The sequence below is a fragment of the uncultured Marinococcus sp. genome (assembly GCF_947493875.1).
GTDB lineage: Bacteria > Bacillota > Bacilli > Bacillales > Marinococcaceae > Marinococcus.
On record NZ_CANLSU010000002.1, the window covers coordinates 119,051 to 144,954 of the forward strand.

Sequence of the window (25,904 nt, forward strand, 5' to 3'; positions counted from 1 at the left end):
ACGCACGTGATTTTCCGTGATTTGTCTAAAGACATTGGCCAACTGGTACGGGATCTGCAGAACCAGGACAAGTCGCAGGTTCAACGCACCGAAGAGCGCACGTTTGGAAAAGACGAAAACGCACCGAAGCTTCGGATGGAATATAACATGAAAGCACGAACGCTTCCGTCGAAGGAAGAAATGGAAGAATACCGAAAAGAAATCAAGCAGCGGGACAGGGATCGTCTGGAATAAACAGGTGCTGTCCTGCATCAAAGCTTTTCCGGGAAGGCCTGTTTTTCTCCGGGAAAGCAGTACATAGCCATATCAATTTATAAAGGAGTTTGGAGACATGGCAAAAGATAAAAAGCGGCGGAGATTTTTAAAGAAGAAAAATATTGACGAATCCACGTTGAAGGATCGGTTAAGCCGCCTGAATCCACGGGCGAAGAAATACGCGAAAGACCCAAAAGAAACAGAAAAACTGCTGCAGCAGGCGAGAGAGAAAGCGGATGATAACCAGAGTCCGCTGAAAAATGTATGGCAGGAGCTGCAGCTGATGCTCGAGATGCTTCGTGCCTGGTGGAAAAAAGATTATCAGCATGCGCCCTACAAATCGATTGTAGCCATCATTGCGGGACTGATTTATTTCGTTTCCCCGATCGATTTGATTCCGGACTTTCTTCCGGGCGGCTTGATTGATGATGCAGCGGTTATTTCATTTGTTTTCAAGCAGGTGCATAAAGACCTCGATGACTTTAAAGAATGGAAGCTCCAGCGTGACAATACGATTGACGCAGATGAATAGGAACCAAAAAGCTCCAGCCGGGTGCATAGCGCCTGCTGGAGCTTTGTTACTTTATTCGTATAATTTCCAGGCTGTTTTTAGTGAGTTAGTAATATAATCTGCTATTTCTTCCGGGGAATCTTTATCTATAGTGACTTTGGAATGGTGGCTGGCATAAGCCGTCTGTCTGCTGTAAAATAACTCTTCGATATCTTTGAGCGAACGTCCCTGAAGAACAGGACGGTCTGCCATGAGCAGATGAATTCGTTCCTTCCAGGCGTCCCACGGCATATCCAGGTAAAAAACGGTGCAGTTGCTTAAGCAAACATCCCGAATTTCCTCCTGCATGAAGGCGCCCCCGCCAAGAGAAATAACCTTAAGGCTTTGATTGGCATACTTTTTTACAAGCTCTTTCTCTTTCTCCCTGAAGGCTGGCTCCCCGAGTAATTTGAATACATTTGGTACAGGCATTTGAAACTCTTTTTCAATCTGTTCATCGATATCAATGAAGGACCTGTATAAGTTTTGGGCGACCAATTTGCCGATGGTTGTTTTACCGACTCCCATAAAGCCTATCAATACTATGCTTTTTTCACGTAGAGATTTTTCTTTTATCATGAGATATCTGCACTCTTTCGTTAATAAAATGAGGTAGTCAGCGAAATGTACCGTGATTATAATACAGTTTTCACCAAAAGTAAAAAACCGGCGCTACATAAGAAGCTGCAGAATATAGGCAAAGCACATCGTAAACAGCATGTATCCAATTACAAATGGCAGGTTCCACAGACCCAGCCGGTATGGGTTGGTTTGAAGATGGTACCCGACAATGGAAACAGAGATATTAAACGGGCTGAACATAATCGGGCTGAGGCTGCATACAATTAAAACAAGAGCCAGCGGCATTGTCTGAAGATCTGCAAGAGAAGGTGCAATGATTTCTGCGAGCAGAATAACAGAAACCAGCGGGTGAAAGCCGATAAAGCTGGAAACAAGAAAATAAGCACCAATCAGCAGGTAAAAGATAAAAATCTGCTGATGCATGGAAGTGAAAAGATGCTGCAGGAGGCTGAATAACGAAGTCTCCGCAAGCATTTGGACGAACAAACCGGCGCTTAAAAACATGAAAAAGAAATTAGCCATTCCTTTTGTCCTTGTCTTCCATTGATTAAAAGCAATAAACGTATATCTTCGCAGACGTTTAATAAAAGTGGCCCATAAAAAAGATACAGGGGCAATAAACAAAACAAGCGTGAATAAATAATCGAAGCTCGACCAATGATTAACAAAACTCACACAGGTTACAAGCACCACTAAGAGAAGGAGTAACTGCTTAATCTTTCTGCCTGCGGTGCCTGATTGATTAGTTTGAGTGCCTGCAGGCTGCAGCCGCAGTTTAGGGTATTTGAAAGAGGCCGTCAGAATATCGAATAAAATGACTATAATAACGATCGTTATAATGAATGGAAAAATAAAAATGTAATTCTGCCCGGTTACATTTAAAGCTGTAATGACCATAATTTCAAGCGGACTCCAGGCGAGACACAAAGCATAAGCCCGGAGTAAATTCTGCGTGTAAAACTTCGCTTTTATTTTTTGAGGGAGCGAGGTGAAGGTTCGGTCCAGAGTGCGCATAAGAACGGCAAACGTAGCAATGTTTAAAAACAACCCCAGCACGTGACATACAAAAAAACTTCTTCTGTACAGCTGTATGACGGTGTCCGCACCCTGTTCCATAAATTTTCGAAGTCCGTGATCGTATTTTCCCACCCGGATGAGTGAGTTGAGAAAGGGAAGCATAAAAAAGAATGAAAGAATGCCGAGCATTGTCTGAAACGATAAAAAATAATCCTGCCAGGAGGCACTGGTCTGGAAAAATACAAACGTTCCAATAGTATAGAAGGCTACGCCTGAATAAAAGAACAGTCCTTTCGCAAAAAACAGGGAAACAAATATAACAATATTTGCGAGAATGCCGATGAATAAAGAAAAGTTTGGTATATGTAAAAATTGTGAAAGTACATACGAGAGGATTAATAGAGAATAAATGCATAAACGCAACTGTTGTTCCCCCAATTTCCGGTTGATGGCATCCAAGAGTATGATAGCATATTAGTTACATATACGAAGGCAATCTATACATTTAATATTGCAAGAGAGACGTTAATACTAATCATTTGAGCGGGGGAGCATATGACAAGCCACAGCCATCAAACACTGCAAATAGGAAATAAATCGTACAGTACCTCGCAGCCAATGATCTGTGTCCCTTTAACTGAGACAACGGCAGAAGACTTAGAGGGAGAACTGAAAGCGATAAATACTGCGCAGGCAGACGCCATTGAATGGCGGGCAGATCACTTTGAAGACTTAAAAAATAAACAAGCCGTAAGCGGGGTGCTGCAGATGCTGAAGCGGCAGGCCCCGGAATGTGTGCTTTTATTTACTGTTCGTTCTGCACAGGAGGGCGGCGCTGATAGACATTTGACTGATAAAGAAACGGTGGAAATCATTTATGCGGCAGTGCATTCGGGAAATACAGATATAGTGGATATAGAAGGAAGAATGAGCAGCGAGCATATAGCCTTCGTTCGTCAAATAACCCGGGAGCATGACGTGAAATTATTAATCTCCCATCACGACTTTTCAAAAACGCCTGAGGCTCATGATTTGTTCCGCTGGGGGGAGGCGGCAGAAAAGCACGGGGCAGACGTTGTAAAAATGGCAGTCATGCCAAACCACAAATCAGACGTGCTGACTCTATTAGGAGCCCTTGTGGAATGGAGTGAAAGGCTGAATATCTGTACAGCTGCTATGTCTATGGGATCTGAGGGGCTGGCTTCCCGCCTGGTCGGCCATACATTTGGCTCTATGATGGTATTTGCTTCCGGGAAAAAAAGCTCTGCCCCTGGACAAATACCGCTTGAGGAAGCGCGTCTGGTGATTGATATTGTTAACAAATACTCTTAAGACTCCTCTTTAGTGCCCGCTTATTGAACTGCAGATGAAATTAATCAGTGTGAATCAGTAATAAAAGTTGAAATGTCTGTAGAAAAACCCGTATCATTTAATATAGATACGGGTTTTTACGTATGATCAGGTCTTATACATAAGGAGGGTGGAGACTGATGGAAGACATTCGCCAGCTTGAGGAGGATTTATTAAAGCCGAGTATCCGTCGGTCGGCTGTGGAAGTGAGCCGGCTGCTGGCAGAGGATTGCCAGGAAATCGGAGCCTCCGGCCGTATTTTTACCCGGGAGGATGTAATTTTTGGTCTGGAGGAGGAGCGCCCTGTTCATAGAACGGTGGCTGATTATAAAACAAAACCGCTTTCGGAGCATTTATATTTAGCAACCTATACCGTGACGAGCGAGCTGGGAACTTCACTGCGGAGTTCCATATGGCGGAAGACGGCTTCCAGCTGGGAGCTTGTTTTTCATCAGGGGACGCCCAAAAAAGCAAATCAACCGTAGAAGCAGGACACAGGAGCTGTTTTCAGCACGAGTGCAGCGAGCTTGCAGAAGGGCAGTAGAGGTGAACAATATGGAATTATTCCATTACCATTTTTGGACGACAGAGGTAGAGGAAACAGAAGCTTTTTACAGCAGTCACGGCTTTGAAGTGGTGGGACGCTTTGCCCTGGAAAATTATCGCATTAAGCGGTACGATCCGCCGCTTGAGTGGGATGATTTCCGCGATAAAGGGTTAACGTTCCGGATGATAGAAATGAGTCTCGGTCAGGTGCGGGTTACCTTTGGCGCAGGGAGAATGAATACGTTCGGCTACTTTGGCTATCGTGTAAACCAGAAAGAGCATACCGGTATTCTCCGGCGCGCAAAGGAGCACGGATGGGGTATTAATAAAAAAGAACGGAGAACCTTTCTTCAGCCGTCCACCGGACCGAAGATTCAGCTTGATTGGGCTGAGGAGCTTCCTATCGGCGGAAAAGAAGAGCTGCAGTCTGTCCTTATTACGAGTCCGGAGCCGTATGATTCGAATGACTGGCTGACCGTTCTGGGCGAAAAAGCATTAGTGCCTGTCTGGCAGGAAAAGCGTGCATTTGAACTTGAAAAAGTAGTTATTCAGGGAGCGGAAAGGATGGAGACGGTACAGGATCCAAACGGTGTCCATCTGGAATTCCGTACTTAACGGAAGGAAGCAGAGCATAATGAAATACGTAATTGGAACGGTTCTGGGATTTGCTTTGTTTGCAGTAAAGCCCAGAACGGCAAAAAGCAGGGAATAGGGAGCGAATACATCGTGGAGTCGTCATTTCGTCAATTAATTATTGTTATTTTAGCTATACTGTCGGCTGTGCGCCTGGTCTTCTTTTTTGTGCTGGATCAGCCGCTTATCGATGCAATGATGCCGCTTGCGTTCATGGTTTACTGGATGCTCATTTTATCGATAGCGGACAGCAGACAGTTATGGAGCGCAAAACGCGAGCTGATTACCATTCTGGTGGCGACAGCTCCGGTATTGATTGTTTCCTTTATCGGGGTCGTAACGGAAACGCATGCGATCTTTCTTCCATTGTTTACGAATTCGATGCTTTTAATGGTTCTTATGCCTATTGTTTATAAGTATGGGTTGAAACCAGACGATCCTGATAAAAAAAATTAGAGGAGACCGGGTAATGGTGTTTCGAGCGAAAGGAAGCAGGCTGCTGTCCGCATTTGCGATCATAGCTATCGTACTGCTGGGATATTCTATTTTTCAGGCTCTGTTTATGTATAACGGAGGGCCGGGGACTATTCTGCGGGCTGTGATCGATGCGGTTATTATCATTTTAGTAACACAGATTGTATTTTTCACAAAATATGAATTGCACGAAGAGCATCTGGCAGTCCACGCCTCTCTTTTAATCCGGCTGCGTATTCCCTATGATTCCATTCAACGGGTGGAAGAGGTGCCCGGATGGATTAAGGGGGCGACGCCGGAAAGGCTGAAGGTTGTCTACCAGGAGGGGCGTCAGCAGCATATTACACCGAAGGACGAAGCATTGTTCCTCGAGAAGCTGGCTGCGAAAAACAAAAATATTGAAATGCCAAAGGAAGGACGGTTCACACGGTGAACTGTCCTTTTTATAATTTGTCGTAAAATTTACGAAGGAAATAAAACCCAATAGAAGCTAAAACCGTTCCGGCAATAATTATCGTTATGATAAAAAGTGCTGTAGGCACGAATCTTCCTCCCTCCGCTGCAGATTCCCGCTGTTATAAGTATTTACCCCGGGAGGCATAACCGCAAGCGTCATTATTTGAAAAGCGAAGCCTGAAGATTTTATTCAATAAATAAAAAAGCACTGGCCTGAAAACCAGTGCTGAAGTCATTAACATTAATTGCTTTGGCCGGATATTCCGACTGTAGTAGCAAGCGTTTTTATTTTTTTGAGGTTTGGACCGACCACCTGATATCTTTTGTCGTTCGTAATAATAATAGTAATAGGAACGAATTTTTCATTTAACGCACCGAACTCCTGGTTTGCCTGTGGATCGTTTACGATATCCTTTTCAATATAAGAAATGCGGTTTTCCTGAAACCAGCCTTTCACTTTTGCACAGGAGGAGCAGTTGGGCTGGGTGAAAATCTGGACTTCATAGTTCATATACATTCCTCCAATTGGGCGTAGGTGTACCGCGACGCCTTCGTATTTATACGATTATGATAGTATACTAAAGTGCAGGAGAACGCAATGAAGACGGCAAAGGCCCCGGATGTAAAAAATAAAGGATTATCGCCTTATAAGAACATACGTTTGTGAAAAAAGGCGGTGTCCGCTATAATAGAAGGAACAGAGAACTGCGCGTATAAGGGGGCGTAGGAAATGAAGCAGGATGAGCAGAATCTCCGGAAAATTATTCATATTGATATGGATGCTTTTTTTGCGTCTATTGAACAGCGCGACCAGCCCCATTTGCGGAACAAGCCTCTGGTAGTCGGAGGTTCGCCCTGGTCAAGGGGTGTAGTGGCTACGTGCTCTTATGAAGCGAGGCCCTACGGTATTCATTCAGCTATGTCTTCCTATGAAGCCTATCGCAGGTGTCCGGAGGCTATATTTATTAAAGGGAATATGGAAAAATACCGGGAGGTCTCGCGTGAAATAATGGCCATCTTCCATGACTGCACAGATTTGGTGGAGCCTCTGTCTCTGGATGAGGCTTATCTTGATGTGACAGAAAACCACTGGAACATGCCGTCCGCTACGCTCACAGCTAAAGAGATACGAAGGAGAATCTATCAAAAGACCGGTCTTACTGCCTCTGCAGGTGTTTCCTATAATAAATTTCTTGCAAAAACGGCTTCAGATTATGATAAACCGGATGGACTGACGGTTATTACCCCGGACCGGGCGGACGCTTTTGTGAAAGCTCTTTCCATTGGGGATTTTCGCGGAGTTGGAAAGGTGACTAAGCGGAAATTTGATTCACTAGGCATCGAAACCGGAGAAGACTTGCAGCAGCTGAGTGAAGCAAGGCTTGTGGAATTGTTTCATAAGCAGGGCCACGTATTTTACCGTCAGGCCCGGGGCATCGATGAACGTCCGGTAAACCCGGAAAGAGAGCGAAAATCGCTCGGAAAAGAGACGACGCTTTCGCAGGATCTTCTGCTTGTGCAGGACATGCTCCCGGTCATTGAAGAGCTGCTTGACCAGGTGCTTGCGAGATTGAAAAAAGATGGCATCAGGGCTAAATGTATTGTGCTGAAAATAAAATTTGCCGATTTTCAGCAGATAACCCGCCGGTCTACGCTCGAGCACCCGAGCAATGACCGCGCGGAGCTGCTCGAAGCTCTGCGCCTTCTACTCGAAGAAGGGACCTCCGGGGGAGACCCTGTCCGGCTTCTCGGAGTCACAGCTTCGGAGTTTTACGGTCCGGGAGAAGTAACGGGAGGCAGAGGCAAGGTTTATAAAACGGTAAACTATGAACAGCTGCGTCTTTTTTAAAAACACAGCTGCTTTGCCAGCTTAATTGGAAAAGGCGCCTGCGATGAATATCGCAATGACAGCCAACAGCAGAACGAGAATAAAGATGAGAAGGGTCAACAGCAGGGCAAATACGACAAATACTCCAAAGGATTTACCGCCGGAGAAGCCGGAGGCAGCGGAGATTAAGTTCACCTGCATGACAATAGTCCAGACAGAAGCGGCAGCTACGGCGGCCGAGGCGATAGCTGTAAGAATTGCGGGCGTGCTCCCTCCGCCTGCAAGCTGGCCGATAAACAGTAAAAAAATAAATGGGGAAATAAACGCCTGAGGGTAAAGAGACAGCCCGTAAACGGTGCGGGCTTCGCGTGCTTTGATACGTCCCTGGAACATCAGGATCACGAGCTTTAGGATCAGGCCATTCAAATAAAACGTAATAATTTGAAATAGAAGGAAGGCAGCGATAATTCCGGTGGCTGTGAGGAAAGTGGATAAGGCAGATCCGGTATCAACCGGGGACATATCACGTGTGTTTTGGGCAAAGGCCTGGGACAGTCCCGCAATGATAACAATCCACAGGGCCGTGAAATGAAGCCCTGGGCTGCCGCTTAATTGTCTGTATGTTTTCCGGGGTGCAGTAAACAACGGCAACAATCGGATAGGATTCATAATCATCATTCCCCGCTTCCGTCAATACAACCTTTTTTAATTGCTATTAGTGTACAATATTTCAAAGAAAGAATACATAAGTAACTTTCGGAATAAACGGACGGTATTGATCTATCTCAGACAACGACCAGCCTGGATGATGGAATGAAATCCATTCAAAGAATAGGAACAAAATAGGAAAGTGCATCGAGCTAACACTAAGAAAATATCTTGTGGTACAATTTTCCCAATGTGATATTTAGAAGGGATGTAAGAAATGTCGACGATGAGCAGTGCGGACAAAATTACTCTGTTTTATAAAGAAGCCGGACAAGGATATCCTGTTATTTTTCTGCATGGGCTGACTGGGGATCACACGATGTTTGAACGTGAAATGAATCAGCTGAAAGACCAGTTCCGCGTCATAGCCCTTGATATGAGAGGGCACGGAAGATCGGACAAGCCTGAGGCATATACATTGGAGGATCATATACAGGACGTACTGCACATGATGGATAAGCTCGACATTGAATCAGCACATCTGGTCGGTGTTTCGATGGGGAGCTATATCGCTCAGGGTGTGGCTGTTGAAGCGCCAAAAAGAGTTACGAAGCTTGTATTAACAGCGCCGAAGGCACATGGAAAAACGTCTTCCACTGCCCGCCTGTTTGCTGAGCACGAAGACGAGTTAAGCGGTCTTTCCCACCGTGAAAAATTAAATAAAGCCTCGATGTATATCTATCATGATATTGGCAGGGTACAGGACTGGTCAAAGCAGATTGAAGGCCGGGCCATCGAGCTGAATGCCGAAGAAGAGCAGGCAGCGTCTGATGCTTTGAAGGGGTTTGATTTCCGTGACCAGCTTCCTTTCGTAGAGGCAGAGTCGCTTGTGATCAGCGGGAAATACGATGGCCTGAATCCGCCAGAATACGGAAGAGAAATAGCTGAACTGATTCCTTCATGCCGGTTTGTGGAATATGGGCACTCGGGTCACGGGATAAACGTTGAAGAGCATGAACGGTTCGTAGAAGACGTCAGAGAATTTTTGAAATAAAGCCAGTAAAAAGAGCAAGAGCATGATGATTAAACGAATAAGCCTGCTCTTTCGCTCAGAGCCCCGGAGATCCGCTGTGATTTTCAATTAAACAGACAGATATTCAATTGAGTCGATGGAAACAATGATTTTTAAAGACCTTAAGCTGTTTTTAAAGTGTGAAATGGTTAAAAAGCGAAGTCCCAGATTAAAATTGTTATAAAATAATATTGATTTTTATGTGGGTTATGTTATCATATGGGATATGAAAATAATTAAGAGGTGATTAAAGCATGGCTGATCGTAAAAATGTACAAACAACCGGTTCAGGTGCTCCGGTAGGAGATAACCAGAACTCGTTGACAGCAGGAAACAGAGGCCCTACTCTTATTCAGGACGTACACCTTTTAGAAAAACTTGCTCACTTTAACCGCGAGCGTATTCCTGAGCGTGTTGTTCACGCAAAAGGCGGCGGAGCTCACGGAGTTTTTGAAGTGACCAACGACGAAATTTCTAAATATACCAAAGCTGATTTCTTAAGCGAAAAAGGAAAAGAAACGCCGATGTTCATCCGTTTTTCCACAGTGGCGGGCGAATCCGGTTCAGCGGACACAGTACGTGACCCGCGCGGTTTTTCAGTAAAATTCTATACAGAAGAAGGCAACTACGACCTCGTAGGTAACAACACACCGATCTTCTTTATTCGTGACGCTATCAAGTTCCCGGATTTCATCCACACACAAAAACGTGATCCGCAGACGCACTTGAAGGATCCGGATATGGCATTTGACTTCTGGTCCCTTTCTCCAGAATCGCTGCACCAGATCACGTATCTGCACGGTGACCGTGGTATTCCGGCAACGTGGCGCCACATGAATGGCTACGGCAGCCACACGTTTAAGTGGGTTAACGACCAGGGAGAAGCATTCTGGGTAAAATACCACTTTATCAGTGATCAGGGCGTTAAAAACCTTGACGAGCCAACAGCAAATCAAATAGCTGGGGAAAACCCGGACTATCATACAGAAGATCTGTTCAACGCTATTGAAGAAGGAGATTATCCTTCCTGGACACTGTATGTACAGATTATGCCTTATGAAGAAGCACTCACGTACAAATGGGATCCGTTTGATGTAACTAAAATCTGGTCGAAGGAAGACTATCCACGTATTGAAGTCGGCCGTATGACATTGAACAAAAATCCTGAAAACTACTTCGCAGAAGTAGAGCAGGCTGCGTTTTCCCCGGGACACTTTGTGCCTGGTATTGAAGCTTCTCCGGATAAAATGCTGCAGGGACGTCTGTTCTCTTACTCTGACGCTCACCGCTACCGCGTAGGCGCCAACCATGAGCAGATCCCGGTTAACAAGCCAGTAAGCGGCACAAATAACTATCAGCGTGACGGCTTTATGCGTACGGACGACAATGGCGGCGGTTCGAAGAACTATGAACCAAACAGCTATGGCGGACCGACCGAAGACGCAGCAGCAGAAATCAGCCCGTTTGATGTAGAAGGTAAGGTTGCAAGCACGCCTTATCCTGACGACGATCACTACACGCAGGCTGGCGACTTGTACCGCATGATGAGCGAGGACGAAAAGCAGCGTCTCGTAGACGCATTCGTGGGCCACATGAAACCAGTCCGCAAGGATGAAATTATCAAACGTCAACTGGAAATCTTCTACAAAGCGGATCCGGATTACGGACGCCGTATTGCAGAAGGACTTGGCTATAAAGTACCACAAGAAGAAGCGTAAGCATTACCATCGTTTGCGCAATCACCAACTTTAATTTTATGCATCATCCACTCACAACTTGCACCCGTGCCTTTTTAGGCACGGGATTTTTTTATGAAAAAAAGCCGGATTCCAAAGAAATTCTTCGGATCCCGGCTCATGCATCAAGGCATCAGTGCCTCAGTTTATATTTCGAAAAGGCAGACGAAAATGTGTCAGCACGTGGTATGATAAAGACAGAAGGAAAAATGCATCGTTTAAGAATTCATCATGTATGTAAGGGCTTCTGCGACACCGTATTCATCGTTTGTGCCAACAATATGGTCGCTCATGGTTTTGACTTCATCCACAGCGTTTCCGATAGCGACGGCATAGCCGGCCGTTTCAAGCATACTGATATCATTGTAATTGTCACCGATGGCGGCGGTATCTTTTAACGGTACAGCAAGCTCTGTAGCAAGTCTTTCAAGCGCAAGCCCTTTCGAGGCACCTGTATGTTCGACCTCAAAATTATGATCACCTGAGGTGACGAGGGTTAAATCTTCCCGGTATTTAAAGTGGTCAATGCCTGCCTGGCGCTTTTCTTCGATAAAAGATACGGCCAAAATATTATACAGGGAAATGCTCATATCATGCAGATCGAGATAGCTTTCAATAAAAGAAAATCCGGTTTGGCTGTACTGTCGTTCCGCTGCCTTCTGCATGGAGGCTGTATCTCCATGCGGGTTGGCACTTTTGATCCGGTCCTGCTCGATTTGAAGCAGTTCCCGGCTGTTGTGGGGAGTGTAAATAGCCTTTTCTGTAAACGCTTCATAATAAAATTCCTGCTGATGCAGCCACGAAAGCACTTCCATGCCTGTATCTTTTGGGAGAGGTACGGAGATATACAGCTCACGGTCCGGGGAGTGAATAGCGGCGCCGTTCGCAGAAATCACCCATGGATAAAGAGAAGTATTTTCAAGAATGCTCCATACGTCAAAGTGGGCTCTGCCTGTGGCAATGACGATATCGATGCCGTTTTCGACGGCTGTTTCAAGTGCTTGTATCGTTTTGTCATCCAGTTGATTTTCGCTGTTCAAAAGAGTTCCGTCCAAGTCAATTGCGACCATTGAAAACATTTTTATCCTCCCATCAGTAGACGAGGCTAAAAGCATAAACCTTTTATACTTTAACATAAAATATCGTAAGCAACGAAATCACGCGCAAAAATTTGTATAATAATGGTAAAATACTTGTACAGCTTTATTCGGAGCATGTATAAAAATACTGCAGTGGTAATGTCCGGGGGCTCTTTTTATTGGCCGGAGAAGGAGATGGAAAAGTACGGAAAGAAGGTAGTGGAAGGAAAAAGAATGTGAAGGATACTGAATAGGGGGCGTGGTTATGTATATTAAAAGAACAGAAGATCCGGTGCTGCTCAGCCGGTTAAATCAGTCTCTGCACGAATGGCACGTAAACCTTCATCCTGAGCTTTTCTTCCCTTACGATCAGCCGTCGGCTCAATCGTATTTTGAAAAAAAGCTTTCTGACGACTCCCAGATGTTTTTTATCGCTGTCGAAGACGAAGAGCCGCTGGGGTACGTCTGGCTGGAGCTTCGTAAAGAGAAGGGCAACGATTTTAAACGTCCTTCGCGCTACGGCTACATTTACCAGATTGTTGTGAAGGATCAGCATCAGGGCCAGGGCGTCGGGGCTTTTTTGATGAAGGAAGCGGAGTATGCTGCACGGGACTACGGAGCAGACAGACTTGAGCTCGACTATTTGGCACAAAATTATATAGCAGAAGCGTTCTATAAAAAAATCGGATATGAACCAAGGCGGGTCACAGTGCATAAAGAGCTTTAAGAGGATGGGGGCTGGAGAGATGATTACGAGTCATACAAATATTATTATCGCTGGCACAAGCATCGAAGGACTTGTGCTGGCACGGGCTTTGGAGCGCTATGATGTAAACGTCCGACTGCTTGAAGCCAAGAAGTCTCCTGCCCATGAACCGAAAGCACTGCTTTTATATGCGCGGACGCTTGAAGTGCTCGAAAGCGTTAAACTGGCAAAACCATTGCTGGAGGCAGGTATACCTTATCGTTCGCTGGAATTCAATTACGAAGGAAAACAGATTTTTACTCCTTCCTTCGATTTTTTGAAAAAAGAATCTCATTATCCGTTTGTATTATCGCTGGCTAACTGTGATGTGCAGCATATACTGCAGCGCTCGCTGGTGAAAACGTCTGTGGAGTGGGGGACGAGCATTACTCAGCTGAAACAGAACGGTTTAAAAACAGAAGCGTTAATCGAAAAGAATAACATGGAAGAGCGGATCATTGCAGATTATGTCGTGGGGGCTGACGGGATTGACAGTGTGGTCCGGCAGCTTGCTTCTATTAAATGCAAAATGGAGGGCGGCTCGGAATTAATGATGGCGGATGTTAAAACAGAGAAGCGACTGACAAATAATGCGCCGTCCATGATGTTTAATAAAAAAGGGATTATGTTTGCTGCAGACCTCCCGGGCCATCAGACGAGGATCATGATGGTCGACCGTGATAAGCCGGACGCCAGCCTTGAAAATACAGAAGCTTCCCTGCGGGGGCTCTACCAGAAAATCACGGGCCGTCCGTTGTCCATGCAGGCGGCGGTGACGGTACAGTCAAAGCAGGCTGTGTTTCATCAGGCAAAAGAATTTCGGGCAGGCGACATCTTTCTAGTTGGTGAAGCAGCACACGCCCATCACCCGATGACAAGCCAGAGTGTAAACCTTGGCATTCAAGACAGCATCAATTTAGGCTGGAAGCTGGGCATGGTATGCGCAAGAGCCTGTCCGGAAACGCTGCTTAAATCATACGAGGTTGAGCGGCTTCCGGTCGCGAGAAAAGTTAACCGGACGACAGACTGGACGGTTCGAAGCCTGACTGTGCAAAAGCCTATTGCTGTGCAGGCAAGAAACCGCACGCTGAAAATGGTGGAAATGATTGAACAGCTTCCGGAGGCCTTTATCCGTAGACTGTCGCATTTGTCTGTGAGATACCGGGCATCGGCGCCACCGTTGAACGAAGAGCTCAGGCGCGAAGGGGTGCTGCATCCGGGAGATCGGGTGCCCGACGCGGCATTAACGGATTTTGAAAATTGTAAGACCAGGTTGTATGAGCATTTGCAGGAAGGGAAATTTTTATTTGTGATACGCACAAGCGGAAGCCGGATTGATAAGGAGTACGCATTTATTAAGCGGTGGATCCGTAAATCCGCTCCGTATTTTGGCAGCATGGTACAGCCTGCATTAGTGGCGCCGACACCGACAATGGGACAGCCTGATGACATTTTGTGCTGGAGTGAAAGACATTTAAGCAGAGAGTTCCGACAGTTAATCGGGCCAGGGGAATCTATGCTCGTACGGCCGGATGGTTATTTGCTTTTTCATAGTGACGCTGCAGAGTGGAGCAGCTGGAAGGATGCAGTTGAACTGTTTCTTACAGCAGGAGCTGAATGGAACCTGGAGGAGCGGGAAGCCCGGAAATGGTACCAAAACATTAAATCGGTCAGCCGCAGATGGACAAAAAGCTGATATTTAGTAAATAAGAAAATCTCCCTTAAAGCCGGTACTGTATCCAACAGGTGCCGGCTTTTTGAAACGCATGAACATATGTTACGTAAAAACGAAAGAAAACATTGACATCTGCATTCCAAAAATAGGAAAATGTACGAGTTGAATGTCTAATAAGTAAGGAGAGGAAACCATGTCATCGATTTTAGAAGTGAATGACGTACATAAGCGTATTCGCGGTAAAGAAATCATTCAGGATCTGAATTTCTCTGTCGAACCGGGAGAGGTTTTTGGCTTTCTTGGACCGAACGGTGCGGGAAAAACGACGACGATCCGTATGATGGTCGGACTCGCCCCTATTTCGTCCGGAGATATTCTTATCGACGGATACAGCATTCAGAAATCGTACGCAAAGGCGATTAAACAGGTCGGAGCCATTGTGGAAAATCCGGAAATGTACAATCATTTAACAGCGGAAAAAAACCTGATTCACTTTGCCCGCATGAACGGGAAGGTGGATCAGGATCGTATTGACGAGCTGCTCGACCTCGTGAAGCTTGGGCATGTGAAAAAGAAAAAAGTGCGCACCTTTTCGTTAGGGATGAAGCAGCGCCTCGGTATTGCCCAGGCGCTTTTGCACCGCCCAAAGCTGTTAATTTTAGACGAGCCGACCAACGGCCTGGATCCGGAAGGTATCCGGATGGTACGGGCTTACCTGCGCCGGTTGGCCGAGGAGGAAGGGCTGGCGGTGCTTGTTTCTAGCCATTTGCTCTCAGAAATGGAGCTGATGTGTGATCGTTTTGCGATTATCCAGGACGGTAAGCTGATTAGCATTGAAGATCAGCGCATCTCAGAAGGAGAAGGACGCCCGGTGCCGTACCAGATTGATGTTGGTCCGCAGAAGCTGGAGGCTGCGAGGCGGATGGTGAAAGAAGCTTATCCGGATCTGCAAATAGAAGAAGCAGACCAGCGGTTGACGATATACATAGAAAAAGAGAACGTCCCTGCCCTTCTGCGCTATGTCATGGAAGCCGGATTTGATATTTATGAAGCAAAAGAAGATAAACAAACGCTTGAAGACCGGTTTCTTCAAGCAACGTCGAAGGAGGGGTCCTCATGATCCGCCTGATTCAAAACGAATGGATGAAGCTGTTCTGGCGTATCAGCACATGGATAATGACAGCGATTCTGCTCCTCGGGGTGGTGGGTGTTCTTATTTATTCCATCACCAATCAGCCGTCATCGGATGAGCTGCCGTCAGAGGCGCAGTGGAAAGCAGAGACTCAGCAGCAGATTGAACAGGATCGGCAGGCGCTCGAGGACAGTGGGGCTGCAACCGATTTTTATGAGCAGAGAATTGCGGAAAATGAATACCGCATCCAGAACGATCTGCCTCCGCAGGACGCTACAGGAGAAAGCGTCTGGTCGTTCATGAGCACGAATACCGGGCTCCTCGATCTGCTGAGTATTTTTGTCATTATCGTAGCGGCGACAATTATTTCCTCTGAATTTAAAACCGGCACCATCAAGCTGCTTCTGGTCCGCCCGCCGTCCCGGATCAAGATACTGATGTCCAAGTACCTTACGGTCATCCTTTATGCTGTTGCAATGCTCGCTCTGCTTTTCGGGGCATCGTTTATTCTGGGAGCTCTTTTCTTTGGATTCGGTGAGCCTTCCACACAGTTAATCTATACGGACGGAGAGGTCGAACAACGCCCGCAGGTGCTTGCTTTGGCGATCGATTATCTGACCGGATCGGTGAATTTTGTCATGCTTGCGACGCTGGCCTTTGCCATTTCAGCCATTTTCCGGAGTGAAGCGATGGCGATTGCCATCAGTGTTCTGTTATACGTAGTGGGCGCTGGTGTAACAAGTACTCTGGCTCTTGCCTACGACTGGCCGAAGTACCTGCTGTTTGCAAACACGAATCTGAATCAGTACTTTACAAGCGGAGGACCGCCGGTGGAAAGTATGACGCTTAGTTTTTCCGTTATCGTCCTGATTGTGTACTGGCTGATTTTTATGGGTTTTGCCATATGGATGTTCAAAAAGAGAGAAATTAGCGTAACTGGTTAAGGAAAGTTGTTTGAATCCAGGTGTAGACAGGGAACAAAATAATTGAGAGTAAATGAAGAGGAGTGTGCGCCTATGGTGAAACGTACGGCTGAAAAAGTACTTGGAATTATTGCCGCTGTTTTAAGCGGTATCGGTATCGTTTTAGGAATTGTTCTGACGTTTGTAGATGCTTCTACGTTCGAGCAAATAAATCAAACCGTCCAGCAGCAGGGTGGAGAAACGATAAATACTCAGGAGGCGGCTGCCCAGGCTACAAATTATGGCATCAGTCTGATTATCTTTTCAGCGATTGCCACGATTCTTGCAGCGGTAGGCGTCTTTATGCTGAAGCGTAATAAACGCTCTGTCGCTTCCGGCATTTTGTTTTTTGCGGCAGCGATCGCTGGCTTTATAGCGATCAGCTTTTTAGCCATTATCCATTTTATTCTGCTCGTGGTGGCAGGCATTATGGCTCTTGTCCGCAAGCCGGACACGCCAGCCGATAATTCCGCAGATGTTCAGGAATATCCGGAATAACAGAAACGCGGGCTCCGAGAAATTCGGAGCTCTTTTTTATGAGGAGGGTGAAATGAGGGTACTGGTGATTGCGGACACCCATATGCCGAAAAAAGCAAAAGAGTGGCCGGAGGAGCTCTATAAAGCATTTGCAGAAGCTGATTATATCATCCATGCCGGAGACTGGCAGAGCCTGGATGTGTGGCGGGACTTAAAAAAATATGCTCCGCTTACCGGGGTATATGGAAATGTGGATGGGGACGAAATAAAAGCTGTCGTGAATGAGAAAGAGGAGATCGTTCTTGAAGGATGGCGTATCGGTATTATACATGGTCACGGAGAGAAGGGAACGGCTGAAAAAAGGGCCGGAGAAGCATTTTTCTCCGGCCAGAAGGATATTATCATTTTCGGGCATTCTCATATTCCGTACCTGCGGTATGCCGGGAAAACGTTGATGTTTAACCCAGGTTCGCCGACGGATAAACGAAAGGCGGCGATGTTTTCCTACGGGCTGCTTGACCTCAGTCATGACCATTTTGAAGCTCGTCATGTGTTTTTTCCACGAAAAAGCTAAACAAAATACTGAAGGTCCGAAGCGTTGGTCGGATATGCAAACATTGTCCGGGATAAGGAGCTCGCCGGTATCTCGTGCTGAATTACAAGCGTCATGTAGTTAATGAACGAGGCTGCATCACTGTTTAACGCGTGAGCGCCGACAACGATGTCCTTATCCTTATCAATAATTAATTTTACAAAAGCCGTTGCTTCGTTTTTGTGCTTGTACGTAAACCACGAGCTTACATCTTCGGTAACTACAGAAAGCCCGCGGGCGGAAGTTTCCTCACCTGTCAGGCCTACCGCTGTTAACCCGGGCACGGTGAATGCTGCAGAAGCGATTGGCCCGTAGTGAACGGGAGTGCTGTTGTTTTCAAGCAGGTTGGTGGAGACGTAGCCTGCCTCAAATCCGGCTAACGGAGTTAATGGGCTGCCGGCTGTATCTGCGCAGTCGCCAGCGGCATAAATATTTTCATTGGTGGTGTTTTGCAGATAGTCATTTACAGTAATGCCCCGTTTTTTATCATAGGCAGCTTCAGCCTTTTCCAGGTCCAGCGTTTGTACATTCGGTGTACGGCCGCTGCCGTGAACGACAATATCGCCGTAAAAGGAGTCTTCTGTTTTTGTATAAACCTGGTAGCCTTGTCCTTCCGGACGTATTTCAGCTGCTTCAGTATGCAGGTGTACATGTACACCGATCGATTCAGAGTAATCAATGAGCTGCTGGACAAGCTCAGTATCAAATCCTTTCAATGCATGGTCTCCGCGCTGTAGAATATGAACATCGGCTCCAGCCCGTTTAGCGAGGTGGGCAAACTCAAAGGAAATGTAGCCCCCGCCGATAAAAACAATGCTTGATGGCAGCTGTTCAAGTTCAAGAAAATCATCGCTGCTGAGCATATGTTCAGCTCCTTCAATTGGAAGACTGGCAGGGCTTGCGCCGGTGGCGAGTACGAATTTTTTACTCTTAATGGGGTGTCCATCCACTTCTATAGTTTCACGGTCGGTAAAACGGGCACGTCCGTGCAGGGTGTCGATGCCGCTGTCTTTTAAGCTTTGTTCGATAGAGTCCGGGACCCCTTCGACAAAGGTGCGTTTGAAGTTCATTAAATCCTCCCACCGGATGGATAAACTGCCTTCAAGACCAAGGCCCTTCAGGCGCTGGGCCTGCTCGAGTACTTCTGAAGCATGGATGAGCACCTTCTTCGGATCGCATCCGCGCAGGGCGCAGGTGCCGCCGTAAGGACGTTCATCCACTATTGCCGTGTTCCATCCGGCCTCGTTTAAGTTTCCGGCGGCGGTCATCCCCGCTGAACCGCTTCCGATTACGATCACATCATACATAATATTTACCTCCTTTAATCTCTTCGTTCCTATTCCTTTTGCTGGAAGAAATGAAACGAAGCTCGAAATGGAAAACTATTACTTGAAAGAAGGAACAGCACATGCAGTATGAAACAGGTGAATTCCACTCAGAACGACTGACGACCGGGCTTTTGTTCTGGTCAGGGCTGATTGTTATGTCGAGCTTGTACATGACGATACCGCTCATACCAACTTTTTCGGAAGCTTTTCATATTTCTGCCGGAGAAGCCGCCTGGGCGGGGAGTATTTTTTCAATCTTTTTTGCAGCTGGCTGCCTGCTGTATGGCCCTTTATCGGAACGGGTGGGGAGAAAACGCACGATTGTAGCGGGTTTGTTGGTGCTTGCTGCCGTCACCCTTCTGCTCGGGATGGCGTCGACCTTTTCTGCTCTGCTGATCGGCCGCGCTCTTCAGGGGCTTGCGGCGGCATCATTTTCACCGGTAGCGCTTGCCTACATTGGCGATATGTTTACACCAGCTAAGAGAGGCTCGGTTATCGGGTTTATCAGCGCCGGATTTTTAATCGCGGGGATTTTCGGCCAGACGTGGAGCAGTGCCGCCGTGCAGGCGGCTAACTGGCACTGGGCCTTTTTGCTGCTTGGAATCATTTATGTGCTCACCTTTGTTTTAATGTGGCGTCTGCTTCCTGTGGATCCATCGAAAGGAAAAACGGGCGGTAAACCTTCGTTTGTCTCCCAGCTGCAGACAGCGGCCAGAAATAAAAGCCTGATGCTCTGTTTTATCGTCACTCTTTCGGTGCTGATGGTTTTTGTGGGGATGTATTCTTCGCTCGGACAGTATCTGCAGGGAGCATTTCAGCTAAGTCAGGGCGACATTTTATACGTTCGCGCTGCGGGCCTCCTCGGCATTAGTGTTGCTTTTTTTACGGGAAAATGGAGCCGGCGTGTCGGCAGTCCGTTTATCCTTCGTCTCGGTCTCGGTATTGGAGCGCTCTCACTTTTGCTGATGCTCGTTACGGACAGCCTATGGCTGCTGGTGGCATGGAGCGTACTGTTTACAGCTGGAGCTGGTTTAATCGTTCCTGCGATAATTGCGCTCATCAATCAGGTGGGAGCTGAAGTGAGAGGCGTTGCAACGTCGCTGTACACATTTATTTTATTTATCGGAGCCAGCATTGGCCCGGTGCTCAGTACCGCAGTGAGCCAGGCTGTGTCTGTCGAATGGGCCTTCGGCGTTCTCGCTTTGATTTACGCCGCCAGTTTTGTCACAGCTTTAGGAATACGTGTGCCAAAGCAGTAAAGAAGTCGTTGAACGGCTTCTTTTTTTGTTTCGTGTGAATTTATTTAACATATTTTTTCTTCTGTATAGGTTTTATCGGGAAAAAATGCTGGAAAAGCAAGAATAAGAGAAATTAATGAAAGAAAATATAACAAAGTAATTTCTATAATGTCATCTAATTACTCGAAATTTTCAGAAAACAATGATACGATAGAAATCCAATCGGATAAATAGTGAAGAATATATTTAGATAATTCAGATAAACAGGAGTGGTGAACATGGTTAAAAGCAGCACGAAGCGGTATTTGAAAGCCTTAAATTTGACGGTGGAGGAACCTTCTTTTTTTTATCTGGCAAAAATTATGAACGCTCACTTGTTTACCTTTCCGTTTGAAAATGCGAGCAAATTAATATATCACCAGGAAAATACCTGGGAAAATTATACGCCGGACGCCCAGAGCTTCGTTGATAACTTTGAAAAGCACCAGTTCGGCGGTACGTGCTTTACCGTTAATCAAAAGGTGGCGGCTATACTTCATGATTTAGGCTTTGATGCTTACAACATTAATATGGGACCGGAGCATATCGCTACTGTCGTCCGGCTGCAGGGTGAGCATGTCCTCGTGGATTGTGCTGTTTCAGCACCGATTTTTTCCCCGGTGCGCCTGGAGAGGTCTGACCGGAACATTTATATGTATCACGACGAAAAGATTGTCATCAGTCCGGTGGATAAAGAAAGCCACCTGTATGAATTCAAACGCTATATAAAGGGGACGCTGACAAAAGACCAGTGGGTGTTTGACGCAGGGCTTTCGAGAAACAGAAAATACCTTGATAATATGGTGAATCATTCTCACCGGGAAGACGCTATGTTTATGTCACTGCTGAGACTGCAGATGTGGCAGCCGACGCGGAATATTACGTTGAAAAATAATCGGATGCGCATCTATCATCCGGATGGCACTACGGAAAAAAGAGAGCTTCAGTCGATTGAAGAGATCGAAGAGGCGGTCCAGCATGAATTCGGACTCGGAAAACTGCCTGTGCGAAAAGCGGTCGAATACCTTGAGGCTAAAGGAATCGACGTATTTGCCTCTTTAAATAAAGAAGAAGCATCTTAAGTAAAACCGGCGCAGGCAGCGCCGGTTTTTTGTTTGCAGACGGTTGCGGCCGGTTATCGGTATCGCATATGATAGACAGATAATATTAACACAGGGCAGGTGTTTGGATTGAATAACGAGATTGCTGAAGTAAAGTTGGTACCCTTTGAGCGGAAGCATTATGACAGGTTGATCGAGTGGGTGCCGTCAGCCGATTTTTTAAAGCAGTGGAGCGGAGAAGCGTTTACATACCCGCTGAATAAAGAACAGCTCGATGATTACCGTATGCAGCAGGAGGGTGATAATCCCAAACGGTTCGTCTATACTGCTCTGCACCAGACAACGGGAGCCCCGGTCGGTCATATATCACTTGGGGCTATTAATTACCGCGATCGTTCCGGACGGATAGGCAAGGTGCTCGTTGGAGATGAAACGATGCGCGGCAGGGGTCTCGGACAGTGGATGGTACGGGAGGTATGCCGGGTCGCCTTTGACGAATTGCAGCTGCACCGGGTAGCGCTCGGAGTTTTTGATTTTAACGCTTCCGCTCTGCGCTGCTATGAGCGTGCCGGCTTTCAGCGCGAGGGGGTAAAACGGGATCTTCGTCTCGTAGGAAACACCTATTGGTCCCTTGTAGAGATGAGCATGCTCGAAGAGGAGTGGGAAAAGCTGCGCTAATTATCGCAGCTGTTACCGCATTTCTGGAAATTTTCTCAGGAAGGGTTCATAATAAAAAGACAGGAGCCCTCTGCGCTCGTGTCTTTTTTATAGGCGGAAAGCAGAGGCTTGATTACGGCTTGGAGGGAAGCGCATGGAGAAAAAACCATCTGTACTGGTAATGGTTTCTGTAGAGGCAGAAAAAGAAGCGCTGCAGGCAGCAGTTGAGGCAGAGGATGCATGGGTGATGCAGGTGGGCGGTGTCGGAGCGGCACAGATGAGTGTCCGGACATCGCTGCTGCTTGCTGAACATGACTATGATTTAGTTATAAACGCCGGGATTGCAGGTGCCTTTCCGGATAAAGCCTGGTTGGGGGATATTGTGGCAGCCAGCGAAATCGTTGCCGCGGATATGGGGGCAGAAACTGAGGAAGGATTCGCTCCGCTCGAAAAGCTTGGGCTTGGGCCGACACGTTTTCCGGCAGAAAAACAGTACACGCCTGAGTTAGTCCGGCGTCTTTCGGAGCAGGGGATTTCGGCTGTTGAAGCTCCGGTGCTTTCTGTGTCGACTGTGACCGGTACACAGGCAACGGTGAACCAACGGGCGTTTTTATATGAAGATGCTGCGGCAGAAGCAATGGAAGGCTACGGTGTGGCCGCGGCCGCCAGTCACTTCGGGGTCCCGGTAATGGAAATACGCGCCATATCAAACGAAGTCGGGCCGAGGGACAGGGACGCCTGGGACATCCCGGGAGCACTGGATTCTCTGCGGTCGGCTATACTTATATTGCAGGAGGTTACATCATCATGAAAATAGCTTTTTCCCCGTGTCCCAACGACACGTTTGTCTTCCACGCCTGGACGCATGGGCTGCTAAAAGATACAGAAGCTCCGGAAGTCACATTTGCAGATATTGATATCACTAACCATTGGGCCGCAAATAAAGAAGGGCCGGAGGTAATGAAAATTTCCTACGCAGCCCTTCCGTGGGTGCTTGAAGATTATGCCCTTCTTCCGAGCGGCGGTGCCCTCGGGTACGGGTGCGGTCCTTTAGTATTAACAAAAGGAGAAAAAACGCCTGAACATTTGATCGGAAAAACGGTAGCGGTGCCGAGTGAACGGTCCACGGCTTATCTGCTGTTCCGCTTATGGGCATCCAAAGTGATTCCTGAAGGTGTCGGAGAAATTAAGGTAATGCCCTTCGATGATATTATGCCGGCGGTCCGGGACGGCGAAATAGATGCTGGTCTCGTCATCCATGAAGCCAGATTTACGTATCATAATTACGGCCTGTCGCTTGTAGAGGACATGGGCAGTTGGTGGGAAAGGGACACAGGCTTCCCGATTCCGCTTGGAGCGATTATTGCCCGCCGTCATTTAAATACGCAGGAACTCGCTGATAATGCCCGGCGCTCCGTGGAATACGCCTGGGAGCATCCGGAGGCATCAAGTGATTTTGTCATGGAAAATGCCCAGGAGATGTCACCGGAGGTGGCCCAGTCCCACATCGAGCTGTATGTTAACGAATTCACCCGCAGGCTTGGTGAAGACGGGTACGCTGCTGTGGAAACCTTGCTCGGACGGGCGATGGAAGAAGAATTAATCCCCTCCTTTGATTTGAAAAAAATCAGGCTGTACTAAACAAAGAAGCTTTACCTGGAAACAGGCGGAGCTTCTTAAATATCTGCAGTTTTTATTTTCCTCGCTGCCATAGCGGCGCGGAGGCTGTGAAAAATCATGCCTGTGAGCACGAGCGCAATGCCGGAGAACGTCAATGCCGAAGGTGCAGCCGTGTGAAGCAGAAGCATTTCGCCGATAAGGGCAAATAGTACTTCACCTGACTGAGTGGCTTCGACGCCGGCTAATTTAGAAGCATCGTTTTTCACCAGCTCTGTGGCATAAAAAAACAGGACAGTAGCGATAATGCCGGAGGAAACAGCAACGATAAAGGACTGGGAAACCTGAGATCTTCCGGGAAGTCCGTGTACGGAGGCTCCATACAATGCTAAAATAATCCAAAAGGGCATGCTCGCAATTGTCATGCCGAGCACACGCTGAAAAGTGGTTAGCCCATTTCCGGCCACGTGCATCATTTTCCGATTGCCAAGCGGGTAGGCGAAGGCAGCTAAAAGCAGCGGCAGCACGCAGAGCCAGACATTCAAAAGAGGAACTGCTGAAGCGTGTTCAGCCTGCACAATAAACACACCCGCCAGGATCACTAAAGAGATCAGTATACTCTGGAGCGGAATGCGCTGCCGGGGGTCGGTTGTTTTATGTAAAAAAGGCACAAGCAGCGACCCGGCAATGATGGTGATCTGAAAAGTGGCGGCGACGAGCCAGCCGGGACCGTATACGGTGGAAAAGGCGATGGGCGCGTAAAAGAGCCCAAATCCAACTGTGCTCCAAAGAAGCCACTCTGAAGGACGGGCGCGGAGATGATGAAAGACAGGGCGCAGCTGTTTTTGTGCTCCAACGATTAAAATAAGCATGGGCAGCATAAAAAAATAACGAAGCGACGCACTCCAGGCCCAATGCCCGCCGGAAAGCTCCATCGAACGGTTCAAAACAAACGTGACAGAAAAGAAGAGGGCTGCTGTAAGCCCCAGCAAAATAGCTTTCATTTACGAGGACCACCTTCGATACAATATTTGGTTATTGTATCACAGCTAAAAATTTTTCCCAATATTCTGTTGAATAAAAACGGCCGAACAGTGTGCTTGTACGAAAATATCATGTAAAGAAAGCAGGTGGAGCATGAAATACCCTGAAGCTCTAAAAAAGGGAGATACAATTTATGTAACAGCGCCATCGAGCGGAGTACCTGCGTCTTTACACGGGGTGCTTCAGCAGGCAGTGAAAAAAGTCGAAACGAGAGGCTTTCATGTCCGGGTCGGAGAAACGGCCTGGAGGCAGCAGAAGGCAGCAAGTGCCGACCGTTTTCAAAGAGCCGAGGAGCTGATGATGGCACTGGCAGACCCGGAGGTTCAAGTAGTGATGCCTCCGTGGGGAGGAGAAAGAATCGTGGATATTTTACCGCTTTTGGAATGGGAATGGCTGCGTGAGCTCCCGCCCACCTGGATTCTCGGTTATTCTGATACGAGTACACTTGCCTTTGCCTACACAATGATGACCGGAGCGGCTTCAGCTCATGGCACGAATCTGTTTGACCTGGCCGCGCCGATCTGGGATGACGTGACAAAAAAATGGGAGCAGGCTTTAAAGGCTCCGGAGGGAGAAGCTGTTTACCAGCATTCAAGCTCTTATTATCAATCATCCTGGGACAAGGCGTTTGAGCAGCCCGGCTCAGGGTTTGTGCTGGATACGCGGACGTCCTGGAAGCATCTTGAAGGGGCAAACACGGATGAATTGAGCGGGCGTCTGCTCGGAGGATGTTTGAATACACTGCCGCGTCTTGTCGGCACTCCTCTGGACCGGGTACAGGAGTGGCGTTCAGAAAAGGTCATTTGGTATCTGGAATCCACAGGCATGGATGCAGCAGAGATTCACCGTTCCCTGTGGCAGCTGCAGCAGGCCGGCTGGCTGGATAACGCTGCCGGATTACTTATAGGCCGGCCCGAGGGATACAATGACACAGAAGGCTTTACCATGAAGGACAGCCTGATGGAATTGTTCGGGGGACGCCTTCCTGTCTGGTACGATGCTGATATTGGCCACATGCCGCCGCAGTGGACATTTATTAACGGAGCATTTGCCAATATCCGTTTCGATCGCGGCCAGGCCGAGATGACAATGAGAAAATCATAGAAGGAGG

The 25,904-nt window shown here is 47.3% G+C and carries 29 protein-coding genes; 22 read left to right on the plus strand and 7 right to left on the minus strand.

Annotated elements, in window-relative coordinates:
• Nucleotides 1-6 precede the first annotated feature (6 nt).
• Nucleotides 7-234 (plus strand): hypothetical protein, encoded by a 228-nt coding sequence (locus Q0757_RS03395; RefSeq protein ID WP_298784765.1) that lies wholly within the window; start codon nt 7-9, stop codon nt 232-234.
• Nucleotides 235-331: 97 nt separating this feature from the next.
• A complete protein-coding gene (locus tag Q0757_RS03400; RefSeq protein ID WP_298784767.1) occupies nt 332-787 on the plus strand; it encodes a YkvA family protein in 456 nt (151 codons plus the stop codon).
• A 51-nt stretch (nt 788-838) separates the two neighbouring features.
• On the opposite strand, the gene Q0757_RS03405 is transcribed toward Q0757_RS03400, so the two are convergent.
• Together Q0757_RS03405 and Q0757_RS03410 are read right to left on the minus strand one after the other, a co-directional pair.
• A complete protein-coding gene (locus Q0757_RS03405; protein WP_298784769.1) occupies nt 839-1,333 on the minus strand; it encodes a shikimate kinase in 495 nt (164 codons plus the stop codon).
• Nucleotides 1,334-1,477: 144 nt separating this feature from the next.
• Nucleotides 1,478-2,827: a hypothetical protein gene (locus Q0757_RS03410; protein ID WP_298784771.1), complete on the minus strand. Its 1,350-nt coding sequence runs from the start codon at nt 2,825-2,827 to the stop codon at nt 1,478-1,480.
• A 132-nt stretch (nt 2,828-2,959) separates the two neighbouring features.
• Here Q0757_RS03410 and aroD point away from each other — a divergent pair, with 132 nt between their 5' ends.
• The 5 genes from aroD to Q0757_RS03435 all read left to right on the plus strand — a co-directional run bounded on the left by aroD (nt 2,960) and on the right by Q0757_RS03435 (nt 5,840).
• Nucleotides 2,960-3,736, plus strand: a complete 777-nt coding sequence (gene aroD, locus Q0757_RS03415) for a type I 3-dehydroquinate dehydratase (RefSeq protein ID WP_298784774.1) — start codon at nt 2,960-2,962, stop codon at nt 3,734-3,736.
• Between the two features lie 158 nt (nt 3,737-3,894).
• Nucleotides 3,895-4,239 (plus strand): DUF4440 domain-containing protein, encoded by a 345-nt coding sequence (locus tag Q0757_RS03420; protein WP_298784776.1) that lies wholly within the window; start codon nt 3,895-3,897, stop codon nt 4,237-4,239.
• Between the two features lie 70 nt (nt 4,240-4,309).
• Nucleotides 4,310-4,915 carry a hypothetical protein gene (locus tag Q0757_RS03425; RefSeq protein ID WP_298784777.1) on the plus strand — a complete coding sequence of 202 codons (606 nt, stop codon included), beginning with the start codon at nt 4,310-4,312 and terminating at the stop codon, nt 4,913-4,915.
• Nucleotides 4,916-5,026: 111 nt separating this feature from the next.
• Complete coding sequence (locus tag Q0757_RS03430) at nt 5,027-5,389, plus strand: hypothetical protein (RefSeq protein WP_298784779.1); 363 nt, start codon at nt 5,027-5,029, stop codon at nt 5,387-5,389.
• Nucleotides 5,390-5,402: 13 nt separating this feature from the next.
• Nucleotides 5,403-5,840, plus strand: a complete 438-nt coding sequence (locus Q0757_RS03435; protein ID WP_298784781.1) for a PH domain-containing protein — start codon at nt 5,403-5,405, stop codon at nt 5,838-5,840.
• A gap of 264 nt (nt 5,841-6,104) precedes the next feature.
• On the opposite strand, the gene Q0757_RS03440 is transcribed toward Q0757_RS03435, so the two are convergent.
• A complete protein-coding gene (locus Q0757_RS03440) occupies nt 6,105-6,374 on the minus strand; it encodes a glutaredoxin family protein (RefSeq protein ID WP_298784784.1) in 270 nt (89 codons plus the stop codon).
• A 219-nt stretch (nt 6,375-6,593) separates the two neighbouring features.
• On the opposite strand from Q0757_RS03440, the gene dinB reads away from it, so the two are divergent.
• Nucleotides 6,594-7,712 (plus strand): DNA polymerase IV, encoded by a 1,119-nt coding sequence (gene dinB, locus Q0757_RS03445; RefSeq protein ID WP_298784786.1) that lies wholly within the window; start codon nt 6,594-6,596, stop codon nt 7,710-7,712.
• Between the two features lie 21 nt (nt 7,713-7,733).
• Here the strand turns inward: dinB and Q0757_RS03450 are convergent, their stop codons facing one another.
• Nucleotides 7,734-8,369, minus strand: a complete 636-nt coding sequence (locus Q0757_RS03450) for a YIP1 family protein (protein ID WP_298784787.1) — start codon at nt 8,367-8,369, stop codon at nt 7,734-7,736.
• 247 nt (nt 8,370-8,616) lie between these two features.
• Between Q0757_RS03450 and Q0757_RS03455 the strand changes: the two genes are divergently transcribed.
• Nucleotides 8,617-9,393 carry an alpha/beta fold hydrolase gene (locus Q0757_RS03455; RefSeq protein ID WP_298784788.1) on the plus strand — a complete coding sequence of 259 codons (777 nt, stop codon included), beginning with the start codon at nt 8,617-8,619 and terminating at the stop codon, nt 9,391-9,393.
• 272 nt (nt 9,394-9,665) lie between these two features.
• A complete protein-coding gene (locus Q0757_RS03460) occupies nt 9,666-11,129 on the plus strand; it encodes a catalase (RefSeq protein ID WP_298784789.1) in 1,464 nt (487 codons plus the stop codon).
• 236 nt (nt 11,130-11,365) lie between these two features.
• On the opposite strand, the gene Q0757_RS03465 is transcribed toward Q0757_RS03460, so the two are convergent.
• The gene (locus Q0757_RS03465; protein ID WP_298784790.1) at nt 11,366-12,226 is read right to left on the minus strand and encodes a Cof-type HAD-IIB family hydrolase; all 861 of its coding nucleotides are present in this window, start codon (nt 12,224-12,226) and stop codon (nt 11,366-11,368) included.
• 265 nt (nt 12,227-12,491) lie between these two features.
• Between Q0757_RS03465 and Q0757_RS03470 the strand changes: the two genes are divergently transcribed.
• The 6 genes from Q0757_RS03470 (at nt 12,492) to Q0757_RS03495 (ending at nt 17,791) form a co-directional block, all read left to right on the plus strand.
• A complete protein-coding gene (locus Q0757_RS03470) occupies nt 12,492-12,953 on the plus strand; it encodes a GNAT family N-acetyltransferase (protein WP_298784792.1) in 462 nt (153 codons plus the stop codon).
• A gap of 19 nt (nt 12,954-12,972) precedes the next feature.
• Complete coding sequence (locus Q0757_RS03475) at nt 12,973-14,667, plus strand: FAD-dependent monooxygenase (RefSeq protein WP_298784793.1); 1,695 nt, start codon at nt 12,973-12,975, stop codon at nt 14,665-14,667.
• 172 nt (nt 14,668-14,839) lie between these two features.
• A complete protein-coding gene (locus Q0757_RS03480; protein WP_298784794.1) occupies nt 14,840-15,766 on the plus strand; it encodes an ABC transporter ATP-binding protein in 927 nt (308 codons plus the stop codon).
• A complete protein-coding gene (locus Q0757_RS03485; protein WP_298784795.1) occupies nt 15,763-16,722 on the plus strand; it encodes an ABC transporter permease subunit in 960 nt (319 codons plus the stop codon). Before Q0757_RS03480 ends, Q0757_RS03485 begins: the two co-directional genes overlap by 4 nt.
• Nucleotides 16,723-16,794: 72 nt before the next feature.
• Nucleotides 16,795-17,238: a DUF4064 domain-containing protein gene (locus Q0757_RS03490; protein ID WP_298784796.1), complete on the plus strand. Its 444-nt coding sequence runs from the start codon at nt 16,795-16,797 to the stop codon at nt 17,236-17,238.
• Nucleotides 17,239-17,290: 52 nt separating this feature from the next.
• A complete protein-coding gene (locus Q0757_RS03495; protein WP_298784797.1) occupies nt 17,291-17,791 on the plus strand; it encodes a metallophosphoesterase family protein in 501 nt (166 codons plus the stop codon).
• Here Q0757_RS03495 and Q0757_RS03500 read toward each other — a convergent pair.
• Nucleotides 17,788-19,116, minus strand: a complete 1,329-nt coding sequence (locus Q0757_RS03500) for an NAD(P)/FAD-dependent oxidoreductase (protein WP_298784798.1) — start codon at nt 19,114-19,116, stop codon at nt 17,788-17,790. The two genes, Q0757_RS03495 and Q0757_RS03500, sit on opposite strands and share 4 nt — an antisense overlap.
• A 101-nt stretch (nt 19,117-19,217) precedes the next feature.
• Here Q0757_RS03500 and Q0757_RS03505 point away from each other — a divergent pair, with 101 nt between their 5' ends.
• The 5 genes from Q0757_RS03505 (at nt 19,218) to Q0757_RS03525 (ending at nt 23,773) form a co-directional block, all read left to right on the plus strand.
• Nucleotides 19,218-20,396 (plus strand): MFS transporter, encoded by a 1,179-nt coding sequence (locus tag Q0757_RS03505; protein ID WP_298784799.1) that lies wholly within the window; start codon nt 19,218-19,220, stop codon nt 20,394-20,396.
• A gap of 257 nt (nt 20,397-20,653) precedes the next feature.
• Nucleotides 20,654-21,496 carry an arylamine N-acetyltransferase gene (locus tag Q0757_RS03510; RefSeq protein ID WP_298784800.1) on the plus strand — a complete coding sequence of 281 codons (843 nt, stop codon included), beginning with the start codon at nt 20,654-20,656 and terminating at the stop codon, nt 21,494-21,496.
• Between the two features lie 108 nt (nt 21,497-21,604).
• The gene (locus tag Q0757_RS03515) at nt 21,605-22,153 is read left to right on the plus strand and encodes a GNAT family N-acetyltransferase (protein WP_298784801.1); all 549 of its coding nucleotides are present in this window, start codon (nt 21,605-21,607) and stop codon (nt 22,151-22,153) included.
• Between the two features lie 133 nt (nt 22,154-22,286).
• A complete protein-coding gene (locus Q0757_RS03520; RefSeq protein ID WP_298784802.1) occupies nt 22,287-22,943 on the plus strand; it encodes a futalosine hydrolase in 657 nt (218 codons plus the stop codon).
• Nucleotides 22,940-23,773 carry a 1,4-dihydroxy-6-naphthoate synthase gene (locus tag Q0757_RS03525; protein ID WP_298784805.1) on the plus strand — a complete coding sequence of 278 codons (834 nt, stop codon included), beginning with the start codon at nt 22,940-22,942 and terminating at the stop codon, nt 23,771-23,773. Before Q0757_RS03520 ends, Q0757_RS03525 begins: the two co-directional genes overlap by 4 nt.
• A gap of 35 nt (nt 23,774-23,808) precedes the next feature.
• On the opposite strand, the gene Q0757_RS03530 is transcribed toward Q0757_RS03525, so the two are convergent.
• On the minus strand, nt 23,809-24,753 hold the full coding sequence (locus Q0757_RS03530) for a multidrug resistance efflux transporter family protein (RefSeq protein WP_298784807.1): 945 nt from the start codon (nt 24,751-24,753) through the stop codon (nt 23,809-23,811).
• A 133-nt stretch (nt 24,754-24,886) separates the two neighbouring features.
• Between Q0757_RS03530 and Q0757_RS03535 the strand changes: the two genes are divergently transcribed.
• Nucleotides 24,887-25,897, plus strand: a complete 1,011-nt coding sequence (locus Q0757_RS03535; protein ID WP_298784809.1) for a S66 peptidase family protein — start codon at nt 24,887-24,889, stop codon at nt 25,895-25,897.
• Nucleotides 25,898-25,904: the final 7 nt, after the last annotated feature.

Coding starts and splice junctions, on each gene's coding strand:
- Q0757_RS03400 (WP_298784767.1), top strand. CDS start 332: ATGGCAAAAGATAAAAAGCGGCGGAGATTTTTAAAGAAGAAAAATATT.
- Q0757_RS03405 (WP_298784769.1), bottom strand. CDS start 1,333: ATGGGAGTCGGTAAAACAACCATCGGCAAATTGGTCGCCCAAAACTTA.
- aroD (WP_298784774.1), top strand. CDS start 2,960: ATGACAAGCCACAGCCATCAAACACTGCAAATAGGAAATAAATCGTAC.
- Q0757_RS03420 (WP_298784776.1), top strand. CDS start 3,895: ATGGAAGACATTCGCCAGCTTGAGGAGGATTTATTAAAGCCGAGTATC.
- Q0757_RS03425 (WP_298784777.1), top strand. CDS start 4,310: ATGGAATTATTCCATTACCATTTTTGGACGACAGAGGTAGAGGAAACA.
- Q0757_RS03435 (WP_298784781.1), top strand. CDS start 5,403: ATGGTGTTTCGAGCGAAAGGAAGCAGGCTGCTGTCCGCATTTGCGATC.
- Q0757_RS03440 (WP_298784784.1), bottom strand. CDS start 6,374: ATGAACTATGAAGTCCAGATTTTCACCCAGCCCAACTGCTCCTCCTGT.
- dinB (WP_298784786.1), top strand. CDS start 6,594: ATGAAGCAGGATGAGCAGAATCTCCGGAAAATTATTCATATTGATATG.
- Q0757_RS03450 (WP_298784787.1), bottom strand. CDS start 8,369: ATGATGATTATGAATCCTATCCGATTGTTGCCGTTGTTTACTGCACCC.
- Q0757_RS03455 (WP_298784788.1), top strand. CDS start 8,617: ATGTCGACGATGAGCAGTGCGGACAAAATTACTCTGTTTTATAAAGAA.
- Q0757_RS03460 (WP_298784789.1), top strand. CDS start 9,666: ATGGCTGATCGTAAAAATGTACAAACAACCGGTTCAGGTGCTCCGGTA.
- Q0757_RS03465 (WP_298784790.1), bottom strand. CDS start 12,226: ATGTTTTCAATGGTCGCAATTGACTTGGACGGAACTCTTTTGAACAGC.
- Q0757_RS03470 (WP_298784792.1), top strand. CDS start 12,492: ATGTATATTAAAAGAACAGAAGATCCGGTGCTGCTCAGCCGGTTAAAT.
- Q0757_RS03475 (WP_298784793.1), top strand. CDS start 12,973: ATGATTACGAGTCATACAAATATTATTATCGCTGGCACAAGCATCGAA.
- Q0757_RS03480 (WP_298784794.1), top strand. CDS start 14,840: ATGTCATCGATTTTAGAAGTGAATGACGTACATAAGCGTATTCGCGGT.
- Q0757_RS03485 (WP_298784795.1), top strand. CDS start 15,763: ATGATCCGCCTGATTCAAAACGAATGGATGAAGCTGTTCTGGCGTATC.
- Q0757_RS03490 (WP_298784796.1), top strand. CDS start 16,795: ATGGTGAAACGTACGGCTGAAAAAGTACTTGGAATTATTGCCGCTGTT.
- Q0757_RS03495 (WP_298784797.1), top strand. CDS start 17,291: ATGAGGGTACTGGTGATTGCGGACACCCATATGCCGAAAAAAGCAAAA.
- Q0757_RS03500 (WP_298784798.1), bottom strand. CDS start 19,116: ATGTATGATGTGATCGTAATCGGAAGCGGTTCAGCGGGGATGACCGCC.
- Q0757_RS03505 (WP_298784799.1), top strand. CDS start 19,218: ATGCAGTATGAAACAGGTGAATTCCACTCAGAACGACTGACGACCGGG.
- Q0757_RS03510 (WP_298784800.1), top strand. CDS start 20,654: ATGGTTAAAAGCAGCACGAAGCGGTATTTGAAAGCCTTAAATTTGACG.
- Q0757_RS03520 (WP_298784802.1), top strand. CDS start 22,287: ATGGAGAAAAAACCATCTGTACTGGTAATGGTTTCTGTAGAGGCAGAA.
- Q0757_RS03525 (WP_298784805.1), top strand. CDS start 22,940: ATGAAAATAGCTTTTTCCCCGTGTCCCAACGACACGTTTGTCTTCCAC.
- Q0757_RS03530 (WP_298784807.1), bottom strand. CDS start 24,753: ATGAAAGCTATTTTGCTGGGGCTTACAGCAGCCCTCTTCTTTTCTGTC.
- Q0757_RS03535 (WP_298784809.1), top strand. CDS start 24,887: ATGAAATACCCTGAAGCTCTAAAAAAGGGAGATACAATTTATGTAACA.